Origin of the sequence: Flavobacterium sp. Sd200, assembly GCF_009826935.1 — a bacterium.
In the GTDB taxonomy this organism is placed as follows: domain Bacteria; phylum Bacteroidota; class Bacteroidia; order Flavobacteriales; family Flavobacteriaceae; genus Flavobacterium.
This window is the reverse complement of sequence record NZ_WUMN01000001.1, coordinates 157,455-180,085: the sequence shown is the minus strand read 5'-3', so window position 1 is coordinate 180,085 and position 22,631 is coordinate 157,455. Positions and strand designations below refer to the sequence as shown.

Annotated in this window: 18 protein-coding genes and 1 riboswitch; of the genes, 10 read left to right on the top strand and 8 right to left on the bottom strand. The window is 40.5% G+C overall.

Features of this window, described 5'->3' with window-relative positions; genetic code table 11:
• Window positions 1-37: 37 nt before the first annotated feature.
• The gene (locus GR160_RS00800; RefSeq protein ID WP_160747928.1) at window positions 38-1,315 is read right to left on the bottom strand and encodes an NAD(P)/FAD-dependent oxidoreductase; all 1,278 of its coding nucleotides are present in this window, start codon (window positions 1,313-1,315) and stop codon (window positions 38-40) included.
• Between the two features lie 271 nt (window positions 1,316-1,586).
• On the opposite strand from GR160_RS00800, the gene GR160_RS00795 reads away from it, so the two are divergent.
• Complete coding sequence (locus tag GR160_RS00795; protein ID WP_160747927.1) at window positions 1,587-2,555, top strand: YihY/virulence factor BrkB family protein; 969 nt, start codon at window positions 1,587-1,589, stop codon at window positions 2,553-2,555.
• On the opposite strand, the gene GR160_RS00790 is transcribed toward GR160_RS00795, so the two are convergent.
• Entirely contained in the window at window positions 2,545-3,612 is a 1,068-nt protein-coding gene (locus tag GR160_RS00790) for an FUSC family protein (RefSeq protein ID WP_160747926.1), read from the bottom strand. The two genes, GR160_RS00795 and GR160_RS00790, sit on opposite strands and share 11 nt — an antisense overlap.
• Before the next feature lie 154 nt (window positions 3,613-3,766).
• Here GR160_RS00790 and GR160_RS00785 point away from each other — a divergent pair, with 154 nt between their 5' ends.
• The 6 genes from GR160_RS00785 to GR160_RS00760 all read left to right on the top strand — a co-directional run bounded on the left by GR160_RS00785 (window position 3,767) and on the right by GR160_RS00760 (window position 10,297).
• On the top strand, window positions 3,767-4,297 hold the full coding sequence (locus GR160_RS00785) for an RNA polymerase sigma factor (protein ID WP_160747925.1): 531 nt from the start codon (window positions 3,767-3,769) through the stop codon (window positions 4,295-4,297).
• Window positions 4,297-5,085, top strand: a complete 789-nt coding sequence (locus GR160_RS00780; protein ID WP_160747924.1) for an anti-sigma factor domain-containing protein — start codon at window positions 4,297-4,299, stop codon at window positions 5,083-5,085. The genes GR160_RS00785 and GR160_RS00780 overlap by 1 nt, the downstream gene beginning before the upstream one ends.
• A gap of 184 nt (window positions 5,086-5,269) precedes the next feature.
• A complete protein-coding gene (locus GR160_RS00775; protein WP_160747923.1) occupies window positions 5,270-5,959 on the top strand; it encodes an NAD-dependent deacylase in 690 nt (229 codons plus the stop codon).
• A 400-nt stretch (window positions 5,960-6,359) separates the two neighbouring features.
• Complete coding sequence (purB, locus tag GR160_RS00770; protein ID WP_160747922.1) at window positions 6,360-7,709, top strand: adenylosuccinate lyase; 1,350 nt, start codon at window positions 6,360-6,362, stop codon at window positions 7,707-7,709.
• A gap of 102 nt (window positions 7,710-7,811) precedes the next feature.
• Complete coding sequence (locus GR160_RS00765; RefSeq protein ID WP_160747921.1) at window positions 7,812-8,414, top strand: NAD(P)H-dependent oxidoreductase; 603 nt, start codon at window positions 7,812-7,814, stop codon at window positions 8,412-8,414.
• A 2-nt stretch (window positions 8,415-8,416) separates the two neighbouring features.
• Complete coding sequence (locus tag GR160_RS00760; protein ID WP_160747920.1) at window positions 8,417-10,297, top strand: monovalent cation:proton antiporter-2 (CPA2) family protein; 1,881 nt, start codon at window positions 8,417-8,419, stop codon at window positions 10,295-10,297.
• Between the two features lie 86 nt (window positions 10,298-10,383).
• Here GR160_RS00760 and GR160_RS00755 read toward each other — a convergent pair whose 3' ends face one another.
• Both GR160_RS00755 and GR160_RS00750 read right to left on the bottom strand, forming a co-directional pair.
• Complete coding sequence (locus GR160_RS00755; protein ID WP_160747919.1) at window positions 10,384-11,187, bottom strand: SDR family oxidoreductase; 804 nt, start codon at window positions 11,185-11,187, stop codon at window positions 10,384-10,386.
• 108 nt (window positions 11,188-11,295) lie between these two features.
• On the bottom strand, window positions 11,296-12,342 hold the full coding sequence (locus tag GR160_RS00750) for a family 43 glycosylhydrolase (protein WP_160747918.1): 1,047 nt from the start codon (window positions 12,340-12,342) through the stop codon (window positions 11,296-11,298).
• 191 nt (window positions 12,343-12,533) lie between these two features.
• Between GR160_RS00750 and GR160_RS00745 the strand changes: the two genes are divergently transcribed.
• A complete protein-coding gene (locus GR160_RS00745) occupies window positions 12,534-14,318 on the top strand; it encodes a long-chain fatty acid--CoA ligase (RefSeq protein WP_160747917.1) in 1,785 nt (594 codons plus the stop codon).
• A gap of 79 nt (window positions 14,319-14,397) precedes the next feature.
• Here GR160_RS00745 and GR160_RS00740 read toward each other — a convergent pair whose 3' ends face one another.
• The gene (locus GR160_RS00740) at window positions 14,398-14,991 is read right to left on the bottom strand and encodes a hypothetical protein (protein ID WP_160747916.1); all 594 of its coding nucleotides are present in this window, start codon (window positions 14,989-14,991) and stop codon (window positions 14,398-14,400) included.
• Between the two features lie 171 nt (window positions 14,992-15,162).
• On the opposite strand from GR160_RS00740, the gene GR160_RS00735 reads away from it, so the two are divergent.
• A complete protein-coding gene (locus GR160_RS00735; RefSeq protein WP_160747915.1) occupies window positions 15,163-16,053 on the top strand; it encodes an alpha/beta hydrolase in 891 nt (296 codons plus the stop codon).
• 81 nt (window positions 16,054-16,134) lie between these two features.
• On the opposite strand, the gene GR160_RS00730 is transcribed toward GR160_RS00735, so the two are convergent.
• Both GR160_RS00730 and GR160_RS00725 read right to left on the bottom strand, forming a co-directional pair.
• Complete coding sequence (locus tag GR160_RS00730; protein ID WP_160747914.1) at window positions 16,135-17,517, bottom strand: T9SS type A sorting domain-containing protein; 1,383 nt, start codon at window positions 17,515-17,517, stop codon at window positions 16,135-16,137.
• Between the two features lie 133 nt (window positions 17,518-17,650).
• On the bottom strand, window positions 17,651-19,225 hold the full coding sequence (locus GR160_RS00725; protein WP_160747913.1) for a helix-turn-helix transcriptional regulator: 1,575 nt from the start codon (window positions 19,223-19,225) through the stop codon (window positions 17,651-17,653).
• A gap of 144 nt (window positions 19,226-19,369) precedes the next feature.
• Window positions 19,370-19,441, top strand: a riboswitch (Fluoride riboswitch).
• Window positions 19,442-19,481: 40 nt separating this feature from the next.
• Between GR160_RS00725 and GR160_RS00720 the strand changes: the two genes are divergently transcribed.
• Entirely contained in the window at window positions 19,482-20,750 is a 1,269-nt protein-coding gene (locus GR160_RS00720) for a voltage-gated chloride channel family protein (protein ID WP_202390685.1), read from the top strand.
• 6 nt (window positions 20,751-20,756) lie between these two features.
• On the opposite strand, the gene GR160_RS00715 is transcribed toward GR160_RS00720, so the two are convergent.
• Window positions 20,757-22,433 carry an amino acid permease gene (locus tag GR160_RS00715; protein ID WP_160747912.1) on the bottom strand — a complete coding sequence of 559 codons (1,677 nt, stop codon included), beginning with the start codon at window positions 22,431-22,433 and terminating at the stop codon, window positions 20,757-20,759.
• Window positions 22,434-22,631 lie beyond the last annotated feature (198 nt).

Below are 22,631 nucleotides of genomic sequence, written 5' to 3'. Positions count from 1 at the left end.
CTGTTTGGAGCTGCTTTTTTGTTATGTGATTCGTGATTTACTTCACTTCCGTATTCTTATTCTTTTTCTCCGGCCTGATAATCATACGCAGTGGCTGATCCATAGAGAAGTAAGATATCATCCAGTTCCAGAATGTTACCAGCCTGTTACGGAACGTAATTAATGATAAAAGGTGTATAAACAACCACATTAACCATGCAAGGAAGCCTTTAAAGTGCATTTTAGGGCTTGGTAAATCTACCACTGCCTTGTTCTTACCAATAATGGCCATTGATCCCTTGTCGTTGTATTTAAACGGTACAAGCGGCTGCTTGTTTAACGACTTTTTAAGATTCTTGGCAAGATGTTTACCCTGCTGTATAGCTACCTGCGCCACCTGTGGGTGTCCGTTAGGAAAAGCTGCATCAGACGTTTGGAAACAGGTATCGCCAATGGCATATATATTAGTAGTGTTGGCTACTTTGTTATACTCGTCAACAATCATCCTTTTGCCGCGTCCATAGCTTTCTACAGGTATACCCTCAAAAGATTTAGCCGAAACTCCGGCAGCCCATATAAGGTTTTTAGAAAGTATGGTCTCACCATTTTCAAGATGAACGGTATCGTCTACATAGTCGGTTACACGGGCATTAAGTTTTATAATAACGCCAAGCTTTGTAAGTGCATCATAAGTATCCTGCTGCGATTGTTTGCTCATTGGGGCAAGCACCGCATCGGCACCATCTACAAGGTAAATGTTGCTTACGCTTGTAGCAAGCTCCGGATATTCTTTACGCAAAATACCGTTTCGCATTTCGGCAAACATACCCGATACCTCAACACCTGTAGGACCACCGCCGGCAACAACAATATTTAAATATTTGCGTCGCTCACGGCTGTTTTTTTGCAGCGTTGCCTTTTCCATGCGCTGTAACAGTTTGTTACGCATTTCTATGGCATCGTTAAGGGTTTTCATCGGTATAGAGTTCTTACGAACGTTCTCCATACCAAAATAGTTAGTTTCGGCACCGGTTGCAAAAACAAGCGCGTCATACTCTATCTCGCCATTATGAAGCACAGCAATATTCTGTTCCGCTTTTACAGATACCAGCTCGCCAAGCCTGAAATGGATGTTTTTCTTTTTAGAGTAATACCTTCTGAAAGGGTAACTGATCGCCGATGGCTCAAGGTAAGCCGTAGCCACCTGATAAATGAGTGGCGGAAAAAAGTTGTAGTTGTTCTTGTCTACCAGGGTAACGTCAAAACTCTTGTTATTGGCCAGTTCGTTGGCCATATTTACGCCTGCAAATCCGCCGCCTATAATAACTATCTTCATGAAATTGTTGTTGTTACGGAAAGTTAATTCTTATCCCATAATTGCTGCATAAAATTAAGTTTTTTAGCACAGGTGTACAATATTCTTGGCACCCTATTATGAATATTTATGAAATTATTAGCGGATAATGTAGCACTGTGGCATTACCATAAAAAAAGGCAATTAAAATTATTAAGTAAACACATATATATGTTAATATTGTAGTATTTACCTCATGCAGTTGCTATTTTTGTGATATAATTGCACTATTTTTTACGAAAACGATATATTTATGTTGAAAAAGATATTCAGGCGAAAAACAATTACAGACAGTGTACATGTACTAAAAGAAACCTTTAATGGGTTTATGCAGGACAAAGGCCTCAAGCTAAGTGCCTCGCTGTCTTACTACACCATATTTTCTATGGCGCCGCTGTTGCTGCTCATTATTTCACTTGCCGGCTTCTTTTTTGGCAGGGAGGCCAGCGAGGGCAGGATATTTAATGAACTTAACGGGCTTATAGGCAACAACGCAGCCGCCCAAATACAGGAAGTAATAAAGAACATGGAACTGTCTGGCAAAACAACCATATCTGTAGTTATAGGTATCGTTACACTTATAATAGGTGCTACGACCGTTTTTGGAGAGATACAGGATTCTATAAACATGATATGGAAAGTAAAGGCCAAACCCAAAAAAGGCTGGCTAAAACTTGTAAAAGACCGTTTCAGGTCAGGATCTATAATTGTAGGGCTCGGTTTCCTGCTTATAGTGTCGCTTATAATTAACGGGGCACTTGTTGCGCTTCACCAATTCTTAAAAGATTTTTTCCCTGATTTTACTCTCATATTAGTTAATCTTGCCAACGTTGCCATAAGTTTTATGGTAATTACGGTTTTATTTGGAGTTATATTTAAGGTATTGCCCGATGCCAAGATAAAATGGAAACACGTGCGTGCAGGTGCATTTTTTACAGCATGCCTATTTCTTTTAGGCCGATATATAATAGGTCTCTACATTACCACCACAGGTGCGGGTTCTCCCTATGGGGCTGCCGGATCTATAATTGTAATATTGCTTTGGGTATATTATACTGCAGCCATATTATATTTTGGTGCAGAGTTTACGAGAGCTTATGCCATATTTAGAGGGTCGCGCATAGAACCTGCCGATTATGCCGTATTTATAGAGCAACGCGAAACCGAGAAAGAAAGCGCCGTTATAACCCATGTAAAACCGCAAGACAATACTAACGTTTAAGAATAACCCTTGTTTTGCGCAGTTGTCGCGCCATTTTGTTTTTAAGCTTTTGGTGGTATAAAAAGTAACCGCCTACTGCCCCCACGGCACTGCCAATAAAAATATCGGTAAAACGGGCTGTAACCAACTCGTTAGGATGGTTTGCAATGGCACTGCCAAATTCGGCAAGCATTAGTGTGAGCGATGTTATAAAAACAACCGCATAGGCATAGTTGCGTGTAATAAACATTTCTACCACAAACTGCATCACCATTATTACAGCACAAATGGCCCACTCCGGCAATTTGAGAAGCAGTAAAACCCATGCCAGGCTCAATCCTAATAAAGTACCTACAACACGTTGCAGGCTGCGCTGCCATACATGTTTAGCACTCACCCCCTGCATAACCGCAAGGCATGAAACCGGAACCCAATAGGGGTTATCGAGTTCTAAAATCTTGGCAATCAGCAACGATGACCCTATAGAAAGCCCAAAAATAGCCGATTCTATATGACTGGTAAATCCGCGTAGATTTTGTGTGGTTGCACTAACATCATCAGTAGTTTTGCTTTTTACCAATATTCCATATACAAGAGCCAACAGGCAGGCACTCATGCAGCCCATGCCCACAAGCCCTGTTTTATAGGGTATGAGAGCCATATTGTGAGGCATGCAAAAACCAATCGATGCCAGCATAATAAAGAAAAAATTAGAAGGCGGCTTAAGTTTGAAATATTTGGTAGACCAGTGCACCAAATGTGTAAATCCACCCAGCACAACTGCCGATAGTATTGGATTAAAACTAAACAGCAACCCAATAAAAAAAGAGGCCATAAGCCCAAAAGAACAGGCCATTAATGTAACCATACGTTTTGTAAACGACGCTTCGGGCAGGTACAGTATTACAAGCCCGGCCATACTGGCAAGCGAACCATTATGAACATTGCCTAAAAAATATCCGGCTAACAACGGTAACCCCACACACAACGATGCCAAAAAGGGTATGTGCCACCCACGGGGCGACGGTTTAAGAACATACAGCTCTCTTATTTCGGTTACTAGTTTTTGTGCATTCATAGAGTGCTGCAAAATTACTATATATTGTTGCAAAGAAAAAGTACAATGGCAACATTAAACAGACTGTATATTGTATTCTTTATACTCAATATATTGGGTGATTGGCTATAAGCGTAAATTCTTTTTAGTATATTAGATGAACCAAACCTTAATTATGACACAGGAAGAATTACTGGAAAAAATTTATAAAAAAGACAGTAAAGCATTCACCGCTTTATATGACATGTATTCTAAAAGCCTATATGGCGTAATATTTAACCTTTTAAAAGATAAAGAAGAAAGTGAAGATGTTTTACAGGAAGTCTTTGTCAAAATATGGAAAAACATAGACAGCTATAATGAGAGCAAGGGTCGTTTTTTTACCTGGATACTTAATATTGCCCGCAATGCCTCTATAGACAGGCTACGCTCTAAAGGTCACAATAACAATAAAAAAAACCTCTCAGCAGATAATTTCGTACATATTCTTGATTTTAATACCACTGCAACCAACAAGATAGATGCTATTGGCATACGTGAGTTTATCAAAAAACTTAAGCCAAAATGTATACGCCTTATAGATCTTCTTTTCTTTAAAGGATATACACAGCAGGAGGCGTCGGAAGAGCTTGAAATACCACTTGGTACCGTAAAAACACAAAACAGGAACTGCATAGGCGAACTACGAAATATACTTCAGGAATAATGGACACTCAGGAATACATAACATCGGGTACACTCGAATTTTACGTTTACGGACTATTGACCGAAGAGGAAAATATTGAAGTAAACAAACTGGCACAGGAACACGAAAGTGTGCGTGCCGAAATACTCTCTATAGAAAAGGCTGTCATAAATCTATCCTATAGTGTATCACCACATTTATCGGCAGAGAATTATGAAAAAATACGCCAAAGGCTAATCGAAAAACACAGTAACGACGGTGTGGTTAAGCTGGAGCATAAACGCGGCATGAACCCATACATAGGTTGGGCTGCAGCCGTTGTGCTTATGTTCGGCTTGATCTTTCAGTATTATAAATACAGTGAAGTAACAAAAGAGGTAGAAGCTGTAACTACTCAAAAATCAAAATTTGAGCAGTTGCTTGCCAGTACACAGCAAAAAAATACTGAAACAGAAAAAGCTCTTGCCATTGTGCGCAACAATGGCAGCACAGTAGTGAAACTTGAGGGTCAGGAAATTTCTCCTGAGTCATATGCTAAAGTTTACATTAATAAAACCAGTAACGAAACTTATGTAGATCTTGCCGGGCTGCCAAAAGCTCCTGCCGGAAAAGTATATCAGGTTTGGGCACTCAAACTAGACCCACTAACTCCCACAAGCATAGGGGTCATAAACGATGCTGCACTGCAAAACGGTATATTTAAAGTAGATAATAACGATGGCGCACAGGCATTTGGTATAACTCTGGAACCTGCCGGTGGTAGCCCTACCCCTACTTTAGAGCAACTGTATGCTTTAGGCAAGGTGTAAAATTAGGGAACACGGATGACACGGGTGTTGCGCAATCACAGATTTAAACAGATTTAAAAACAGTGTTAACCTTTTGATTAACTCTTATAAATCACATTGTGGGTTAGGCGTAGCAATGCTACGTCTCTACAGGAAATCCGCGATAATCCGTTAAATCCGCGTTCCAAAATAATTAAATTTGGGTATGAAGAAAAAACTGGTAATACTATCGGGCGCAGGCATAAGTGCCGAAAGCGGTGTGGCAACCTTTAGGGATTCGGGCGGATTATGGGAAGGCCACGACGTTATGGAAGTGGCATCGCCCGAAGGCTGGCGCAAAAACCCGGCGCTGGTGCTGGACTTTTACAACAAACGTCGCCGTCAGCTTTTTGAAGTACAGCCCAACAAAGCCCATTTTATTGCCGCTGAGCTTGAAAAAGATTTTGACGTTACCATTATTACCCAAAACGTAGACGACCTGCACGAACGCGCCGGAAGTACCAACGTAATACACCTGCATGGCGAGCTGCTTAAAGCGCGAAGTGTGTACAACACTCTTGATATTATTGATTTTACAGGCGATATTACCCTTGGCGACCTGCATACTGACGGATACCAATTGCGCCCGCACATAGTGTGGTTTGGCGAGGCCGTACCTGCCATTGAAGATGCCATACCCGTTGTAGAGCAGGCCGATTACATTATCGTGATAGGCACCTCCTTACAGGTTTACCCTGCGGCAGGGCTGACTGATTTTGCCAAACGCACCACCCCTATTTTTTACATAGATCCTAAGCCTGCCGGCATCCCGAATATGAAAAATCCATTGGAGGTTTTCCCGCTAAAGGCAAGTGAGGGGATGGAAATTGTGGCGGGGAGGTTGAGGAATATATAACAGAATTGATTTCCATTTTGAGCGAAGTGCAACGAAGTCGAAAAATCTCGATAAAGAGATTCCTCAATTCCGCTGCGCTGCATTCGGAATGGAACAGCTACTTAGACTGCTTCGTACCTCGCAGTGAGGGTGCGTGAAGAAAGTAAGGTTTAAACCCATTAATCAAGAAGATTGCTTCGTCGTGCCTCCTCGCAATGACAGTACGTGAAGATAGTAACTTATAAAAACAAATTCGCGAAAATTAGTGTAATTAGTGTCTGAAAAAAAACCGTAAAATCCGCGATTGCGCAGCATCCGTATAATCCGCGTTCCAAAAAAATTAGTGTTAATTTGTGCAATTAGTGGCTTAGCTTTTTTTTACTTATATTTGCGCGCATAAATAATACAACACACAATATTTATGCAATTATCTGAACTGAATGCCATATCGCCTATAGACGGCAGGTACAGGAGCAAAACCGCAGCATTAGCCAATTATTTCTCTGAAGAAGCCCTTATAAAATACCGCGTTCTGGTAGAAATAGAATACTTTATTGCACTTTGCGAACTTCCGTTACCTCAACTTTCAGGCGTATCTAAAAACATATATGAGCCGCTGCGCGACATCTACAGAAACTTTAGCAGTGATGATGCACTTCAGATAAAAGAAATTGAAAAAACTACCAATCACGACGTTAAGGCTGTAGAATATTTTATCAAGTCGGCTTTCGATAAATTAGGGCTTGAGGCATTTAAAGAGTTCATTCACTTTGGCCTTACCTCTCAGGATATTAACAATACTGCCATACCGCTTTCTACAAAAGACGCTTTCGAAAAAGTGTACATGCCATTGTTCATTAACGTGATTGCAAAGCTTAAAGAGCTTAGTACCGAGTGGATGGATGTACCCATGCTGGCACGCACACACGGGCAGCCTGCATCTCCTACCCGTTTAGGTAAAGAAATAGCAGTATTTACAGAGCGTTTGGAAGAACAGTTGCGCTATCTTAACAATGTGCCATTCGCTGCTAAATTTGGCGGTGCTACGGGCAACTTTAATGCTCATTTTGTAGCCTATCCTGCCAACGACTGGAAAAAATTCGGTAACGATTTTGTAGAGGGAACCCTTGGATTAAAACACTCTTTCCCAACTACCCAAATTGAGCATTATGACCATTTTGCTGCTTTTTTTGATGTGCTTAAACGCATCAATACCATACTTATAGACCTTGACCGCGATATTTGGACGTATGTGTCTATGGATTACTTTAAACAAAAAATTAAAGCCGGAGAAGTGGGTTCATCGGCTATGCCGCATAAGGTTAATCCTATCGACTTTGAAAATTCTGAAGGCAACTTAGGCATTGCCAATGCATTGTTTGAGCACCTTTCAGCTAAGTTGCCTATATCACGCCTGCAGCGCGACCTCACCGACAGTACCGTATTACGCAACGTTGGTGTGCCTGTGGGTCATACAATTATTGCTTTTGAGGCTACCCTGAAAGGGCTTAACAAGCTTTTGCTAAATGAAGCTAAGTTTGCCGAAGATCTTGAAAAGAACTGGGCGGTTGTTGCCGAGGCCATCCAGACCATTTTGCGTCGTGAGGCCTACCCAAACCCGTATGAAGCCTTAAAAGACCTTACACGGACTAACATGGTTATAAATAAAGAGGCTATCCATACTTTTATTGGCACGCTAAACGTGAGCGATACTGTTAAAGAAGAGCTCTTAAAAATAACACCTGCAAATTATTTAGGCATAATGCCATAAATTTTGTTAAAGCCTGTCTAAATTGTTTCTGTAAGAAATTATAAAGCTTATTTTTGATAAAATCGCTTTTACTGACCTTACTCAATTTAAACAGGCTTTTTTATGCCCAACAGGATACTCATACTCTTTGCACATCCGCTATTCGAAAAATCGAACGCAAACAATGTGCTTGTAAATCATATACCTGACTCGCCCAATATTACATTTCACGACCTGTATCAGGAATATCCTGATTTTGACATCGACATAAAACGCGAACAGGAACTGCTCCTGCTTCATGATATTATTATATGGCACCACCCCATGTATTGGTACAGCTGCCCTCCGCTTTTAAAACAATGGATAGACCTGGTATTACAACATGGATGGGCATACGGGCACGAAGGAAAAGCGCTTAAGGGCAAACTATTGCTGCAAGTGCTTACCACCGGCGGAAGAAAAGAAAATTATTGCGCAAGCGGAAAAGACCGCTTTACCATACTACAACTCTTAGAGCCTTTTTGCCAAACGGCTAAAGTTTGTAACCTGTTGTACCTCCCTCCTTTTGTTGTGCACGGCACTCACTCTATGGAGGAAGAAAGCTATCTGCACTATGGAGAACTATACGGAAAAGTACTGGAATATCTGGAAAATAAAGAGATCAGTACTGCCGAAACTGCAAACTATCAGTATTTTAACGACTACCTAACCTCTAAAATGGTTTAATTATGGAAGAAAGTTTGTTATATCAGGCCATAATATACCTGCTTGCTGCCGTAATTTGCGTTCCGTTAGCAAAAAAATTAGGTCTTAGTTCCATACTTGGATATTTGTTTGCAGGTATTATTATAGGGCCTTATGTGCTTGGTTTTATAGGTCATGAAGGAGAAGACATCATGCATTTTGCAGAGTTTGGCGTAGTTATGATGCTTTTCCTTATCGGGCTGGAACTCGACCCTCATAAATTTTGGCGCATGCGACGCATTATTATTGGTATGGGTATGTTGCAGGTGGTAGGAACGGCAGCCGTGCTTTTCATAACCTGTCTGTTGGTTTTGCGCTGGGACTGGCAGTCTACGCTGGCAATATCGCTGGCATTGACGCTGTCTTCAACCGCAATTGTAATGCAAACGTTAAAAGAAAAGGGGCTTACACAAACCTCTATGGGGCGCTCATCGTTTGCAGTGCTGCTCTTTCAGGATATTGCTGTCATACCAATATTAGCCATACTGCCGCTTTTAGCCGATGGCGACATTACCAACAAAAACATCAGCCAGTCGCTCATATCCGACTTGCCTGCCTGGCTGCAAACCCCTATTGTTTTTGGCACAATAGGCCTTGTATATTTGGGTGGTCGGTACCTTATCATACCTCTGCTTCATATTATTGCCAAAACGCGTTTACAAGAGCTATTTACAGCCTCTGCCCTGCTTTTAGTTATGGGGGTTTCTTTTATTATGCAACTGGTGGGGCTTAGCCCGGCACTTGGTGCATTTATAGCTGGGCTTGTATTGGCAAACAGCGAATTTAGGCATGAATTGGAAGGAGATATAGCCCCTTTTAAAGGACTATTGCTTGGCCTGTTCTTTATTGGCGTAGGAGCGTCTATCAACTTTACGCTCATTATGGCCGACCCTGTATTTATTATCATTTTCAGTACCATTTTTAACAGCATCAAGTTTTTTGTGCTGCTTATTGTTGGAAAGGTGTATAAAAAAAGTTCCGATCAAAACCTGCTGTTCTCGTTCGCGCTTAGCCAGGCAGGAGAGTTTGGTTTTGTAATATTAGGCTTTGCGATACAGTTAAGCATTATGCCTACTGCACTTGCCAACCAAATGATGGCGGTTATTGCCATTAGCATGGTAGGCACGCCGTTCCTTCTTTTAATTAATGAGAAATGGATAGACCCGTTTTTTGGTGTTAAAGAGAAACAACCTAAAAACAAATATGACACCATAGAAAATGAACACAATGATGTGGTGATTGCCGGGTTTGGAAACTTTGGCAGCACCATTGGCCGTTTATTAAAGGCAAACGGCATACCGGCAACTGTATTGGACATGGACTCAGACAGAGTAGAATCGTTGCGCAAACTTGGGTTTAAAGTATATTATGGCGATGCCTCAAGATTAGAACTTTTAAAATCGGCAGGGTGTGAAAATGCTAAAATATTTATTGCTGCTATAGACAACCCACGTGTAAACCTACAGGTAGTAGAAATGATAAAAAAGCATTTTCCGCATCTCAAAATACTGGCACGGGCCCGCAACAGAAATGATGCCTTTGAGTTGGTTGAAATGGGTATAAACGACTTTTACAGGGAAAATCTGTACAGTGCCGTTAACCTTGGTGTAGACGCCCTAGTAGAAATGGGACACCGTCGTTATACTGCCACGAGACAGGGACAGCGTTTTATTAAGTATGATGAGGAAGCTACCTTTAGACTGGCAGAAAAACGCCATGATAAAGCAGCTCTGCTAATGAGTACTATTGAACAGATACAAATGCAGGAACAGCTTATAAAAGAAGACTTATATGCGCCTCTTGGTGCTAACGACCACGCATGGGAAAGCGACGATTTGCGAAAGGAAGAAGGCAATAATACTTAGCCAGGAATTACACCTTTTTGCCACAACCTAGTTTAAAAATACAAGATTTGATCTGTACAAAAAAGTGTAATTCCAAGCTAAGAATACTACAGCTTATAGTGGTTCATGAGCATTTTTTCGTATATCTTATCCGGTAATATCTTTTTAAGGACTATAGAGAACTTTTGCATAAACACCCCTACTTTGTAGTGCACATTTGGGTTAGGTGTTTTCATTATTGCATACACGGCTTCGGCCATTTCGAGTGGATTGCTGCCCGCGTCTACGTGTGTGTTCATCATTTCGAGCGTATTGCCATAAGGCACTTCATAGGCACTGCCCTTAAGCAATGGCGCATGATAGCGTCCTGCTGCAATATTGGTGGCAAAATCGCCCGGCGCCACGCTGGTAATGGTAATACCAAAACCTTTAACCTCCATGCGCAAAGCTTCTGTAATAAGCTCTAAAGCCCCTTTAGAAGCCGAGTACACACTGCGATATGGTAATCCCATATAGCCTGCAATAGATGTAACGTTAATAATGAGTCCGCTTTTTTGGTTACGCATTTGTGGCAACACCGCTTTCATTACCTCTATAGGGCCAAACAGGTTTACCCCAAAATTGTTCTTTATCTCATCGGCAGGAATTTCTTCCAGCGGCCCGGTAATGCCTACGCCTGCATTGTTTACCAAAACATCAATAGCTCCTGCTTCGGCAATCACTTTAGCAACAGCCTGTTTTATGCTCTGTGCATCGCGGACATCGAGTGCCACCAAAGGAAAAACAGAATCCATTACCCTCTCCGGATTACGGCTTGTGCCATATACATTATAGCCTTTTGCGTGCAAAAATTCGCCTATAGATTTTCCAATGCCCGATGATGCCCCGGTTATAAATATTACTTTACTCATTTTTATTTTTATGTTACAGCTACTTTAACCATAAAACAGGTTTAAACAGCTTTATGCAAATGTATTGGCAAAATGCCATATATTAAAATCAAGCCTTTAAAAAGCCAGTTAACGCTTTTTAGATGAGCCTGTACCCGCAGCATTATCATCTAAATCCTGACCAAAATCGGGCATTCCGTCTTTCGTCCATCCTAAAACTCTAACGTGGGTATTTCGGTTAGGGTCGTATAACGATTCACCTTTTATCTCTTTATAATTTCTTGTATGGTAAATCATAATGTCCTTTTTTCCATCTTCGGAAACACTGAAAGAATTGTGTCCCGGGCCAAAACGTTTTAAACTTTCGTTAGTGTAAAAAACCGGTTCAGGTAATTTATGCCATGATTTAGGATCAAGAAGATCAGCTCCCTCATCTGCCCAAAGTAAACCTAAACAATAATTATGGTCGGTAGCACTGGCCGAAAAAACCAAAAATACCTTTCCGTTCCTTATAATTACGGCTGGCCCTTCATTTACGTTATATTTTTTCTTTTCCCATTCATAGTCGGGCTCAGAAATAACTACCTGCTTTTCATCCAGCATAGTAGGGCTTTTCATTTTTGCAATATACAAACCTGTATTATTACTGGCTACCCTGTCTACCCAAATCATATAGCGTTGATCCTTGTGTAAAAATGTTGTGGCATCCAGCGAAAATTCGTCTTTTAAGCTTACCAATTGCCCTTCTTCTTTCCATTCTCCTTTAAGCGGGTCTTTTGAAGCGTTTGATAATACATATTTATGGATTGCCCACTTGTTCTCAGCCGACCCGGCAGCAAAATAAATATACCATTTACCATCTATAAAATGAAGCTCAGGAGCCCATATATGGTTGCCCATAGGGCCTTTATCATGCTTGCGCCATACAACTACCGGCTTAGCCGTTTTTATACCATTAATTGTTTTGGCAGAGCGTATTTCTATTCTGTCATATTCCGGAACCGTTGCAATGAAGTAATAAGTACCATCGTCAGCCTTTGTTAGAAAAGGATCTGCACGTTGTAACACCAAAGGATTTTCAAAATTATTTTTTGCTTTCCCCTGACCAGTAGCAACTATGCCGCTAAAAGAGATCAGTAAAAAAGCAGAAAATTGTAAGAGCTTTCTAAATTTCATGCGAGTACTATTTATATTTAAAAATTCAAACTACAAATAACGCATAAAAACAGCAAACCGACACCATGAGTTTTGGCACATGCTTTAGTTTGAAGCCCTTTTTATAACATATTCTAAATTATAACATCTTAAATTTATTGATTTATAAAATATAATTTCTTAATTTGCATAGACAATATACACACAAAATCATGAATAAGATAACCCGCCTGTTCGATTTCCCCTACTACCAGCTGGAAAAATATAACCTTAATGCCGCTTTGGTAACTAAGCAGGGCAACGAGTGGGTTAAAACCTCGACACAGGAGTATATAGATCAGGCAAACGCCTTTAGCCGTGGGCTATTGCGCATGGGCATCAAAAAAAACGATAAAATAGCCGTCATATCGCACAATAACCGCACCGAATGGAACATTGCCGATATTGGCATACTGCAAACAGGAGCGCAAAACGTGCCGGTGTATCCTACTATAAGTCAGGAAGATTTTGAGTACATATTAAATCACAGTGGTGCACAATATGTTATTGTGAGCAATGAAGACCTGTATCAAAAGATATCTTCTATTAAAAGTAAAGTTACTGCGCTGAAAGAAATATATTCTTTTGAAGAAGTAAGCGGTTGCAAAAACTGGAAAGAAATACTGGATCTCGGTAAAGATACTGCTAACCAGCAAGAAGTAGAAGATATTAAAAACAGCATTAAGGAAGATGAACTGGCTACTATAATTTACACATCGGGTACTACAGGAAGGCCGAAAGGAGTAATGTTATCACACAAAAACATTGTGAGTGATGTGCTTATGAGCGAAGAACGTGTGCCATTTGTAAAAGGCGAAAGTGTGGCACTCAGCTTTTTGCCGGTATGCCATATTTATGAACGCATGATACTGTATATATATCAGTATGTGGGTGTATCTATTTACTTTGCAGAAAGTATAGAAAAGGTAAGCGACAACATTAAAGAGGTTAAACCTCATGTTATTACTGCTGTGCCAAGACTTCTGGAAAAAGTATATGATGCTATTATAGCAAAAGGATCTGCACTTACAGGCATCAAGAAAAAACTGTTCTTTTGGGCGGTTGACGTTGGCCTTGAGTATGAGCCTTATGGCGCAAACGGTCCATGGTATGGTTTTAAACTTTGGCTGGCACGTAAACTTATATTCAGTAAATGGAAAGCAGGACTTGGCGGCAATTTAGGCCTAATGGTTAGCGGCAGTGCTGCCATACAGCCAAGGCTTGCAAGAGTATTTGCTGCTGCCGAAATTCCGGTAATGGAGGGCTATGGTCTTACAGAGACTTCTCCTGTTATTGCTGTAAACGACCAACGTAATGGAGGTTTTAAAATAGGAACCGTAGGCAGACTTCTTAAAGGCGTTGAAGTAAAAATTGCCGAAGACGGCGAAATATTGGTCAAAGGCCCTAACGTAATGATGGGATATTACAACGACGCTGAGAAAACTGCCGAAGCGTTACAGGGTGGGTATTTTCATACAGGCGATATTGGCAACGTAGACGCCGATGGTTTCCTTAAAATAACAGATCGTAAAAAAGAGATGTTTAAAACAAGCGGTGGTAAGTACATTGCACCGCAGCTTATAGAAAACGCCATGAAGCAAAGCCGCTTTATAGAGCAAATAATGGTTATTGGCGATGGCGAAAAAATGCCTGCTGCTTTTATTCAGCCTGATTTTGCTTTTGTAAAACAATGGGCTTCGCGAAAAGGCATTAACTTAGAATCTAACCAGGCTCTTGCCGACAGTAAAGAAGTACACGACAGGATACAGGAAGAAGTAGATGGTATTAATAAAAAATTTGGGCATTGGGAGCAAATTAAAAAATTTGAAATAACCCCCGATGCATGGAGTGTTGAAGGAGGCGAAATGACTCCTACCCTTAAACTGAAACGCAAAGCCGTTAAAGAAAAATACCAAAAGCTGTATGATAAGATATATAACTCGGCTGAAAAAGTTTAATTTTCAAGCTTCACAATGTTTGTTTCTATCAATAAAAATGCTCCTTGAAGGAGCATTTTTTATTGATAGAAACCCATTTTTATAAATAGCGTTTTAACTGTATGGTAAAGTTTTTTGCGAGTTTTTCATAGGCCCCTGCAATGCGGTTTCCGGGGTCGTAGGCACTGGTGCCCGGAAGAGGCTCTATGCCGGGAGACTTGTCATAAAAAACCTTTATCAAAATGTTCTCCGGGTTAGCCGTTTCATAAACCGTAAGCACAGCACTTATCTTAGCCTCTTCTTTTCCTACACCAACATTGTATCCGGGATACAGCCATATTGTTTTAACCTGTAACGTATATTTTGCTGTAGCATCTTTTGCCATAACTACCTCTTTATTGGCTACCCTTTTATTAAAATAGGCAATAAATTTAGGTTCATAATTAGCTTCGCGATCCGCAAACCATTTGATTTTAAAGTCTTCTGCCTTTTGCCCCTCACGCTTGGCCATCTTGCTTTTTAAAAACTCTTCTTCGGTCTCAAAATCGGCAATTTTCATATTGGTATAGTCAAAAACCACATTATATTGCTTTATTCCTGCAAGAGCTTTAAAGCTACCCGACTCAACTTCCCTTTGCGCAAAAACAGCATTAAAAGTCAACATTAAAAGCAGCAGTGTGTACAGTTTTTTCATAATTATCTTTCTTTATAAAGCAGGCAAATATAGTATATAAACCCTTACCTATTTTATACTTAGCTATTATCTAAATCTTAAAGCATGCACTGACTATTTTAATAATTTTGTAAGAACACGGCTTAAATTATTATACTTTTACTTTCTATAACTAAAACGTTTTTTATATACATGAAAATCAACCTTACCCTACTCATTATGCTTGCAGCTTTTAGCCTGAGTGCGCAGGAAGTACTGCCGCTTTATAAAAAGATACCCAACAGCAAACCTACTGCCGATAACGAAAAAAGCACTCCGGGGCGTGTAACCGCTGTTACTATACCTACCTTAACCGTGTTTAAACCACAAGTTGCAAACCCGCAACGCAGTGCAGTTATTATTTGCCCGGGTGGTGGCTATGGCATGCTGGCTGTTGGTCATGAGGGAGAAGATGTAGCAAAAGCCCTTAATAATTTTGGCATAACGGCCTTTGTTTTAAAATACCGCCTACCACAGGACAGCATTATGAAAGATAAAAGTATAGGGCCTCTACAGGATGCGCAGCGTGCTATACAGATGGTGCGCGAAGGTGCAGCCACATGGAATCTTGACAGTTCTAAAATAGGTATTATGGGCTTTTCTGCCGGAGGGCATTTGGCATCTACTGCTTCTACACACTTTAATCAGGAAGTTATAGACAACCCTAAACATACTTCTCTAAGGCCTGATTTTTCTATTTTGATATATCCTGTTATAAGCTTTAGCGATAACCTTACCCATTCGGGAAGCCGCACTAACCTTATTGGCAAAGAACCATCGGCAGAAAAAATAAAACTATACAGCAACGAATTACAGGTAACCGCACAAACGCCTCCTGCATTTTTAGTGCATTCTGCCGACGATAAAGCGGTTCCGGTAGGCAATAGCTTAGAATACTACCAAGCGTTGCTCAAAAACAATACATTAGGCGAAATGCATATTTATCCGCATGGCGGACATGGCTATGGCATGAACAACAAAACTACCGAAAGCAAATGGATAGACAGCCTTAAAAACTGGCTTAAAGAAGGCAAATATCTTTAAAATAATTTTCCTTTATAAAAACACAACGCCCGCAGGATACCTGCGGGCGTTGACACATTAAATTAACTTACACTATCAAAATTACTGTTTTATTACTTTAAAGGTTTGGCTGCCTCCGTTTTCGAGCATTACATTTACCATATACATGCCGTTAGCAAGTAGCCTCATATCTACAGAGTTTTCGTTTACAGTATATCCGGATACACTGCGTCCGTCTATAGCATAGAGTTTTACAGCTTCTACCCTGCTTTGAGAGGCTATTGTTAAAACATCTTTTACAGGGTTTGGATAGTATTTTATTTGAGTAGCCTTAGGAGTTTCTGTGTCCATAGTTTCAGAACAAAAACCGCCAACTGTAAACACCTGATTTAGATCTGTATTTTGCTGCCATGTTGTGCCGCTGTCATAAGATGTATAAGAATCTACCCCTATGCCCGCTAAGGTTGTGGTTTCCCAAACGGTCAGGTCGCTAAAATAAAGGGTTGGGGTAACCTCAATAAAATAAGTTCCGGCGGTAAGGGCAATAGGCTCATCAAATTTAAAATTGGTCTTTACTGTTGCCACATCCGACCTTGATCCTGGAAACGGTCTCCAGCCATCGAACTCTTCATAATCAGGGCCCTTGTTTGTAAAACTGTGTAATACTTCGCCCGGAAGAAAAAAGTTGGAGCTCCTTATTTTTATTGTTGCATTGTGTATGGTTCCCGTCATTAGTGCCGACATAGTAAAATCAGTCAGATAGAACGTAGTATTTTCAGGCACAATAATATCATCTGCAATGGTAACCACCTGTCCAAACTGCACAAAATGCACACCGCCCTCATAATTGTTAGAGGCGTTCTGCTGGCCACAAACTTCGCCATAGTTAGGTTGTTCTTCGCCTGTTGGTGTGCAGGTTCCCCCTACCTGAAATACTTTGTTGTAATATCCGCCGCCACCCCACGGATCGCTCTCAAAAGTGCTGTAATCAAATACTCCATACGTTTGTTCTTCGCTGGTAATTTCCCACCAAACACCGTTTTCATCAGTCGTGTTTGCTGCCACCTTTATAAAATATTTGCCTGTCTCTAAAACAACTTCAGATGGTAGCGCAAGCGTTATTTGGTAGGTATCCAATTCACCTTCCGAAATATCATAAACAAACTCTTCGGCTGTTGGCACCAAATTATCAAAGGCCTGTATAACACTGCCCGGCATTCCCTCCTCTTCATTTAAAAATGAAACATTCACATAGTTTAAGGGTGCATTGCCTTTAAGTACGTTTATGGTAATACTGTTTGCCGAGAACGATGTTGCAAAGGGTACATTAAAATCTACAGCCCCGGCATATTCATACTGACCTCCGGTAGATATATTCTCACCCATTCCTGTAATATCAGTTGTGGTACCATAACTGCAGGTTTCCTGAGCAAAGGCTGCTAAAGAGCCTGCAAGAAGTAAAGCAGTAAGTAATTTCTTTTTCATAATTCCTGTGTTTAATTTTTGTTGAGCTAAAATTATGTAAAAGCATAAAGCAAAATCTTTACTATGCTTTCAAAATATCATATTTTAAAACCCTTACAAAAAACAAAACACTAATAAACAAATACTTAAAAAACTACCCCGTCATGTTTAATTTTTCTTCTTCGCGTAAAAATACTGATGGAGATATGCCTGTTACCTTTTTAAAAACAGTAGAAAAAGCACTGTGCGATGTAAAACCGCAATCTTCGGCAAGGTAGCTTATCTTGTAATTGGCATATTCGCGCTGCTCATGTATCTTTCGGCAAATGTATTTAATGCGCAGCTCATTTATGTAGGCATTAAAATTATTGTCTTTATGCGCTTTTATTACTGCCGACAGATAGGCCGGATTGGTTTTTAATGATACAGCAAGCATCGAGACTGTTAAGGCCGGGTTGCGGTAGCCCTCATCTTCTTCAAAATTTTGTAATCCTTCGAGTATTTCAGCCTCTACTGCCGGGGGAATGGTATAAGCTGTCTGAATATCGGTCTCAATCTCCTGTTCACTTTCTTCCGGTTGCGGCAATGCGAATGATGATTGGCTTTGTAAACGCTCTATGAGGTTTAGATACAAAGCTCTTTCTTTTTTCTTGGCACGGTTTAGATATACAATAATGCCACCACTAATAAACAGAATACCCAAAATGGCAATCGTCAGCCATGTATTTTTTTGGTCGCTTCGCTGCACCGATTCAGAGAGGCTTTTTTTCTCAACATCAATAGCGGTATTTATAGCCTCACGTTCGCGGCTTTGAAGCGTATCACGCAGGGCAAGGTGTTTTTCGTTATATAATGCATAATTGGCAGCATCACCCAATGCCTTGTAGTTGCGGGACAGATTGAGGTAAATTTCTATTTTAAGCGGTTCGGCGTCAAAATCACGAGCTTTCAAAACAGACTGCAATGTATCTACAGCACGTTTATATTCCCTTCTCCCTCTGTATACCTCAGCCAATGTTGTCTCTATATAAAATTTTAACTCCGGATTTTTAGGGTCTTTAAGCAGCAATGCATGGTTGAGGTACGTCTCTGCCGAATCTGCCTGCTGTAAAAAATGGTATGAATTGCCAATGTTATACAATGCCCTGCGATAATGATAAGTGCTCTTATTCTTTACGCTCTTTATAGATCCAAACTGGCTCAGTGCTTTTTTATAATTATCGTTAGCCCTTTTATAATCTTTAGCATTAAAATCGAGATTGCCCATTTCTAAAAAACTCAGGGCTTTAAGTTTATACTTATTATCGCCTGATGGCATGTTCTCTATATGCTTTATGGCAGTGGCAAGATAAGGACGGGCTTTATCTGTAAGGTCGAGCTGAAAATAAAGATTTGCTATAGACCCATAAGCCTGTGCCAGTGTTTCGGCATCGCCAAACTCTTCAGCGGCATCTTTAGCCTTAAAGGCATAAGCAATAGACTTATTAATATCGTTTACATGAAAATACCCTACCGATATGCGCTCTAAAATTTCAAACCTTTGTCGGCTGTTTGATGAATTCTCCAAAATGAAATTTGCCGTGGCAAGCAAATGTGCGGTGTCCCGTGCCGGTATGCCAACCAAAACAGTTTCAGCACTGTCTGCCTTCTGTTGTGGGGTTTGTGCCACTAAAAAACTAATACCCAAAAGCATCAGTACAATAGTAAATATGTATTTGTTTGCAGGCATTGCAAATAGAGTTCTTATTAGATGTGCTAAAAAAGCTAAAATTAGCAAATAATATTCAGCAAACATTATTTAGCCATAAATTACAGTAATTATCACAAATTAGAGCAATAAATAAGCCTGATTAAAGTAATTATCTATCTTTGTATAAAATATGGCAATGATGTCTGCCTTAAACCGCACGCAATTGTATTTGCAGCTGATGACGTCTGTTATTAATGGCTTATGCCACAACAGATGTATTTAAATCAACCTCACTATGGCAAATCAAGACTTTAAAAGACACATTGCAAACCTGCAACAATTCACAATACTATTCTATTGCATTAAATGGCTGGCACTTTCTTTGTGCATTGGCTTTTTTACAGGCTGTGTATCGGCATTTTTCCTTACGTCTTTAAACTGGGTTACGGGGTGGCGAGAAAGCCATGTTTGGATCATATCACTGCTTCCTTTGGGCGGGCTTATAATAGGTTTAACCTATCATTATTATGGGAGCAGTGTTGTAAAAGGCAATAACCTTTTGCTCGAAGAACTGCACAGTCCTAAGCAGATCATTCCGCTCAGGATGGCACCATTGGTACTGTTTGGCACACTGGCAACGCATTTATTTGGCGGATCGGCCGGGCGTGAGGGTACCGCTGTACAAATGGGCGGTGCTATTGCCGACCGTTTTAGCCATTGGTTTACTATTACCCCAACCGACAGGCAAGTTATATTGATAATGGGCATAAGCGCAGGGTTTGCATCAGTTTTCGGTACGCCCATTGCCGGGGCATTGTTTGCTTTAGAGGTAATGTTCATCAGTAAAAAGCTGCGACTAACTGCTCTTCTACCCTCTTTTGCCGTGGCTTATATTGCCCACTATAGCTGTTTGTTATGGAATGTGCCACATACACACTATATTATACCTTTTGTGCCACAACTAACACCCCTAAACTTTGCCTGTACTATTGCTGCTGCAGTTTTGTTTGGGCTTGCTGCATTACTGTTCAGCAGGCTGGTTCATTTTTTTAGCAGCGTGTTTAAAAAGTATGTAGCTTACCCACCATTGCGTCCGTTTATTGGAGGAATATTCATTGAGCTTTCGGTGTACCTGCTAGGCACTACAAAATATATTGGATTGGGTGTGCCAACTATAGTAGAATCTTTTACTACTGCGCAGCCATCTTATGCCTTTTTATTGAAACTATTGCTTACCACCTTTACGCTGGGTGCGGGCTTTAAAGGTGGCGAAGTTACACCACTGTTTTTTGTAGGAGCTACACTGGGCAGCGCACTGTTCCTGGTTGTACCGTTACCTATGGCACTGCTGGCCGGAATGGGATTTGTGGCTGTTTTTTGCGGTGCCACCAATACTCCCATTGCATGCATTGCCATGGGAATAGAGTTATTTGGTTTAGACTGCGGCCTATATATTGCTCTTGCCTGTGCCGTAGCTTATTTTACATCGGGCATGACGGGCATTTATTCTTCGCAGGTTGTGGGAGGAATGAAAGGATATGTTTATGGGAGGTTTAGGAAATGAAAAATGCTACTTAACCGCATTCAACTTACTGTTTTTTCTGCCATAGGTAAAGTAAAATATAAGCCCTAATAAAAGCCATACGCCAAACCACATCCAGTTATTAAGTGCCATACCCGTAAGCAGGTAACAGCACGACACTAACCCTAATAATGGTATTAGCGACAGGTTTTTAAGAAATGCCAACACTGCCATTATAATGCATAGTATAAAAAACAATACCATAGTAACGTTTGTGGTAATGGCATCGCCCGAAAAGTCTAAAGTATTGGCAAAAAAATCAGGGAACAAATAGTTTACCAACACTATTGCCACGATAACAATCAACGGAAAAATAAACTTGGAGTTGATATACGGTATCCTGAATTTGCTTCGGGTCTTTGCTTCGGCTACCTCAGCTTCGCTTTGCGGAGACAACAGCAATACACCACCACACACCAGTACAAAAGCAAACAGGGTGCCTATACTTGTAAAATCAAGTACAAAGGTTTCATCGGTAAAAAAGATGGGCAATCCTACCACTATACCTGTAACAATGGTTGCAAAACCCGGTGTTTTAAATTTAGGATGAATGCTCGAGAATTTTTTAGGCATAAGTCCGTCCCTACTCATGGTCATCCATATACGGGGCTGACCAAGCTGAAACACAAGCATTACACTGGTCATCGCTACAACTGCTGCTATAGATACTATAAAGAGCATCCATTTTACACCTTTAAGGGCAAAAATTTCTGCCAGCGGGTCGGTCACACCAAGAGCTGTATAAGGCACCATACCAGTCAGTACCAAAGCCAAAATAATGTATAGAACCGTACATATAACTAACGAATAGATCATTCCCTTTGGCAGGTCGCGTTGCGGATTTTTAGATTCTTCTGCCAGTGTAGATACGGCATCAAAACCAATATAGGCAAAAAACACTGCCGAAACCCCTGCCATTACACCGCCAAAACCATTAGGCATAAAAGGTGCCCAGTTGTCTATATCTACATAAAAAATACCAACAGCAATTACCAGCACCACTATAAGCAGCTTAATAATTACCATGGCATTGCTAAAGTTTTTAGATTCTTTAGTGCCACGGTATACCAAATAGGTTATAAGCACATTAATTATAACGGCAGGCAGGTCGAATATAATTTTCAGGCTGCCCAGCATAGGTGCGTTTTGCCAGGCGGTAAATCCTTCGCCTGCTTTATTTTCAAGAAAATTACGGTGTGCCTCTGTATAATTAATAGTGAGCCATTCGGGTAAATGAATGTGGAAACTCTCCAGCAGGTTTGTAAAATAGCCGCTCCACGAAAAAGCAATGTAAATATTACCTATAGAATATTCCATTATAAGTGCCCACCCTATTATCCATGCGAAAAGTTCGCCAAAAGAAACATAAGCATAAGTATAGGCACTGCCCGATACCGGTACACGGCTGGCAAACTCGGCATAGCACATGGCTGTAAAGCCACAGGCAACGGCACAAAGCACATACAGTAAAATTACACCCGGCCCGCCCGAAAAACAGGCATTACCAATGGCACTAAAGGTACCCCCTCCAATAATTGCGGCGATTCCAAAAAAGGTCAGATCTCTTACCGTTAACACTTTATGTAAACCATCGTGTTCTCCATCGCCACCCTGTTGCAGTATTTTACTTATTGGTTTTGTACGGAAAAGATCTTTAAATGCCATATATAAATTAATTGTTTTAGTTGTGCAGCTAACAAATATAAAAACTAATGTGCTAAATTAATCATGTTCAGCAGCTAATTCTTAATCTTTTCTTAAACCCATCATAAAAAATAGTATTTCCCTATATAAGGATAGAGAAATATGATGCTTATCATTTTTCCTGTAGGGTTAAGTAACCTATTTTTGTAATCGGAAAAT

Bases quoted from the DNA above. Each gene is read 5' to 3' on its own strand.
- GR160_RS00800 (WP_160747928.1), bottom strand. From the start codon at position 1,315: ATGAAGATAGTTATTATAGGCGGCGGATTTGCAGGCGTAAATATGGCC.
- GR160_RS00795 (WP_160747927.1), top strand. From the start codon at position 1,587: ATGTTGAAAAAGATATTCAGGCGAAAAACAATTACAGACAGTGTACAT.
- GR160_RS00790 (WP_160747926.1), bottom strand. From the start codon at position 3,612: ATGAATGCACAAAAACTAGTAACCGAAATAAGAGAGCTGTATGTTCTT.
- GR160_RS00785 (WP_160747925.1), top strand. From the start codon at position 3,767: ATGACACAGGAAGAATTACTGGAAAAAATTTATAAAAAAGACAGTAAA.
- GR160_RS00780 (WP_160747924.1), top strand. From the start codon at position 4,297: ATGGACACTCAGGAATACATAACATCGGGTACACTCGAATTTTACGTT.
- GR160_RS00775 (WP_160747923.1), top strand. From the start codon at position 5,270: ATGAAGAAAAAACTGGTAATACTATCGGGCGCAGGCATAAGTGCCGAA.
- purB (WP_160747922.1), top strand. From the start codon at position 6,360: ATGCAATTATCTGAACTGAATGCCATATCGCCTATAGACGGCAGGTAC.
- GR160_RS00765 (WP_160747921.1), top strand. From the start codon at position 7,812: ATGCCCAACAGGATACTCATACTCTTTGCACATCCGCTATTCGAAAAA.
- GR160_RS00760 (WP_160747920.1), top strand. From the start codon at position 8,417: ATGGAAGAAAGTTTGTTATATCAGGCCATAATATACCTGCTTGCTGCC.
- GR160_RS00755 (WP_160747919.1), bottom strand. From the start codon at position 11,187: ATGAGTAAAGTAATATTTATAACCGGGGCATCATCGGGCATTGGAAAA.
- GR160_RS00750 (WP_160747918.1), bottom strand. From the start codon at position 12,342: ATGAAATTTAGAAAGCTCTTACAATTTTCTGCTTTTTTACTGATCTCT.
- GR160_RS00745 (WP_160747917.1), top strand. From the start codon at position 12,534: ATGAATAAGATAACCCGCCTGTTCGATTTCCCCTACTACCAGCTGGAA.
- GR160_RS00740 (WP_160747916.1), bottom strand. From the start codon at position 14,991: ATGAAAAAACTGTACACACTGCTGCTTTTAATGTTGACTTTTAATGCT.
- GR160_RS00735 (WP_160747915.1), top strand. From the start codon at position 15,163: ATGAAAATCAACCTTACCCTACTCATTATGCTTGCAGCTTTTAGCCTG.
- GR160_RS00730 (WP_160747914.1), bottom strand. From the start codon at position 17,517: ATGAAAAAGAAATTACTTACTGCTTTACTTCTTGCAGGCTCTTTAGCA.
- GR160_RS00725 (WP_160747913.1), bottom strand. From the start codon at position 19,225: ATGCCTGCAAACAAATACATATTTACTATTGTACTGATGCTTTTGGGT.
- GR160_RS00720 (WP_202390685.1), top strand. From the start codon at position 19,482: ATGGCAAATCAAGACTTTAAAAGACACATTGCAAACCTGCAACAATTC.
- GR160_RS00715 (WP_160747912.1), bottom strand. From the start codon at position 22,433: ATGGCATTTAAAGATCTTTTCCGTACAAAACCAATAAGTAAAATACTG.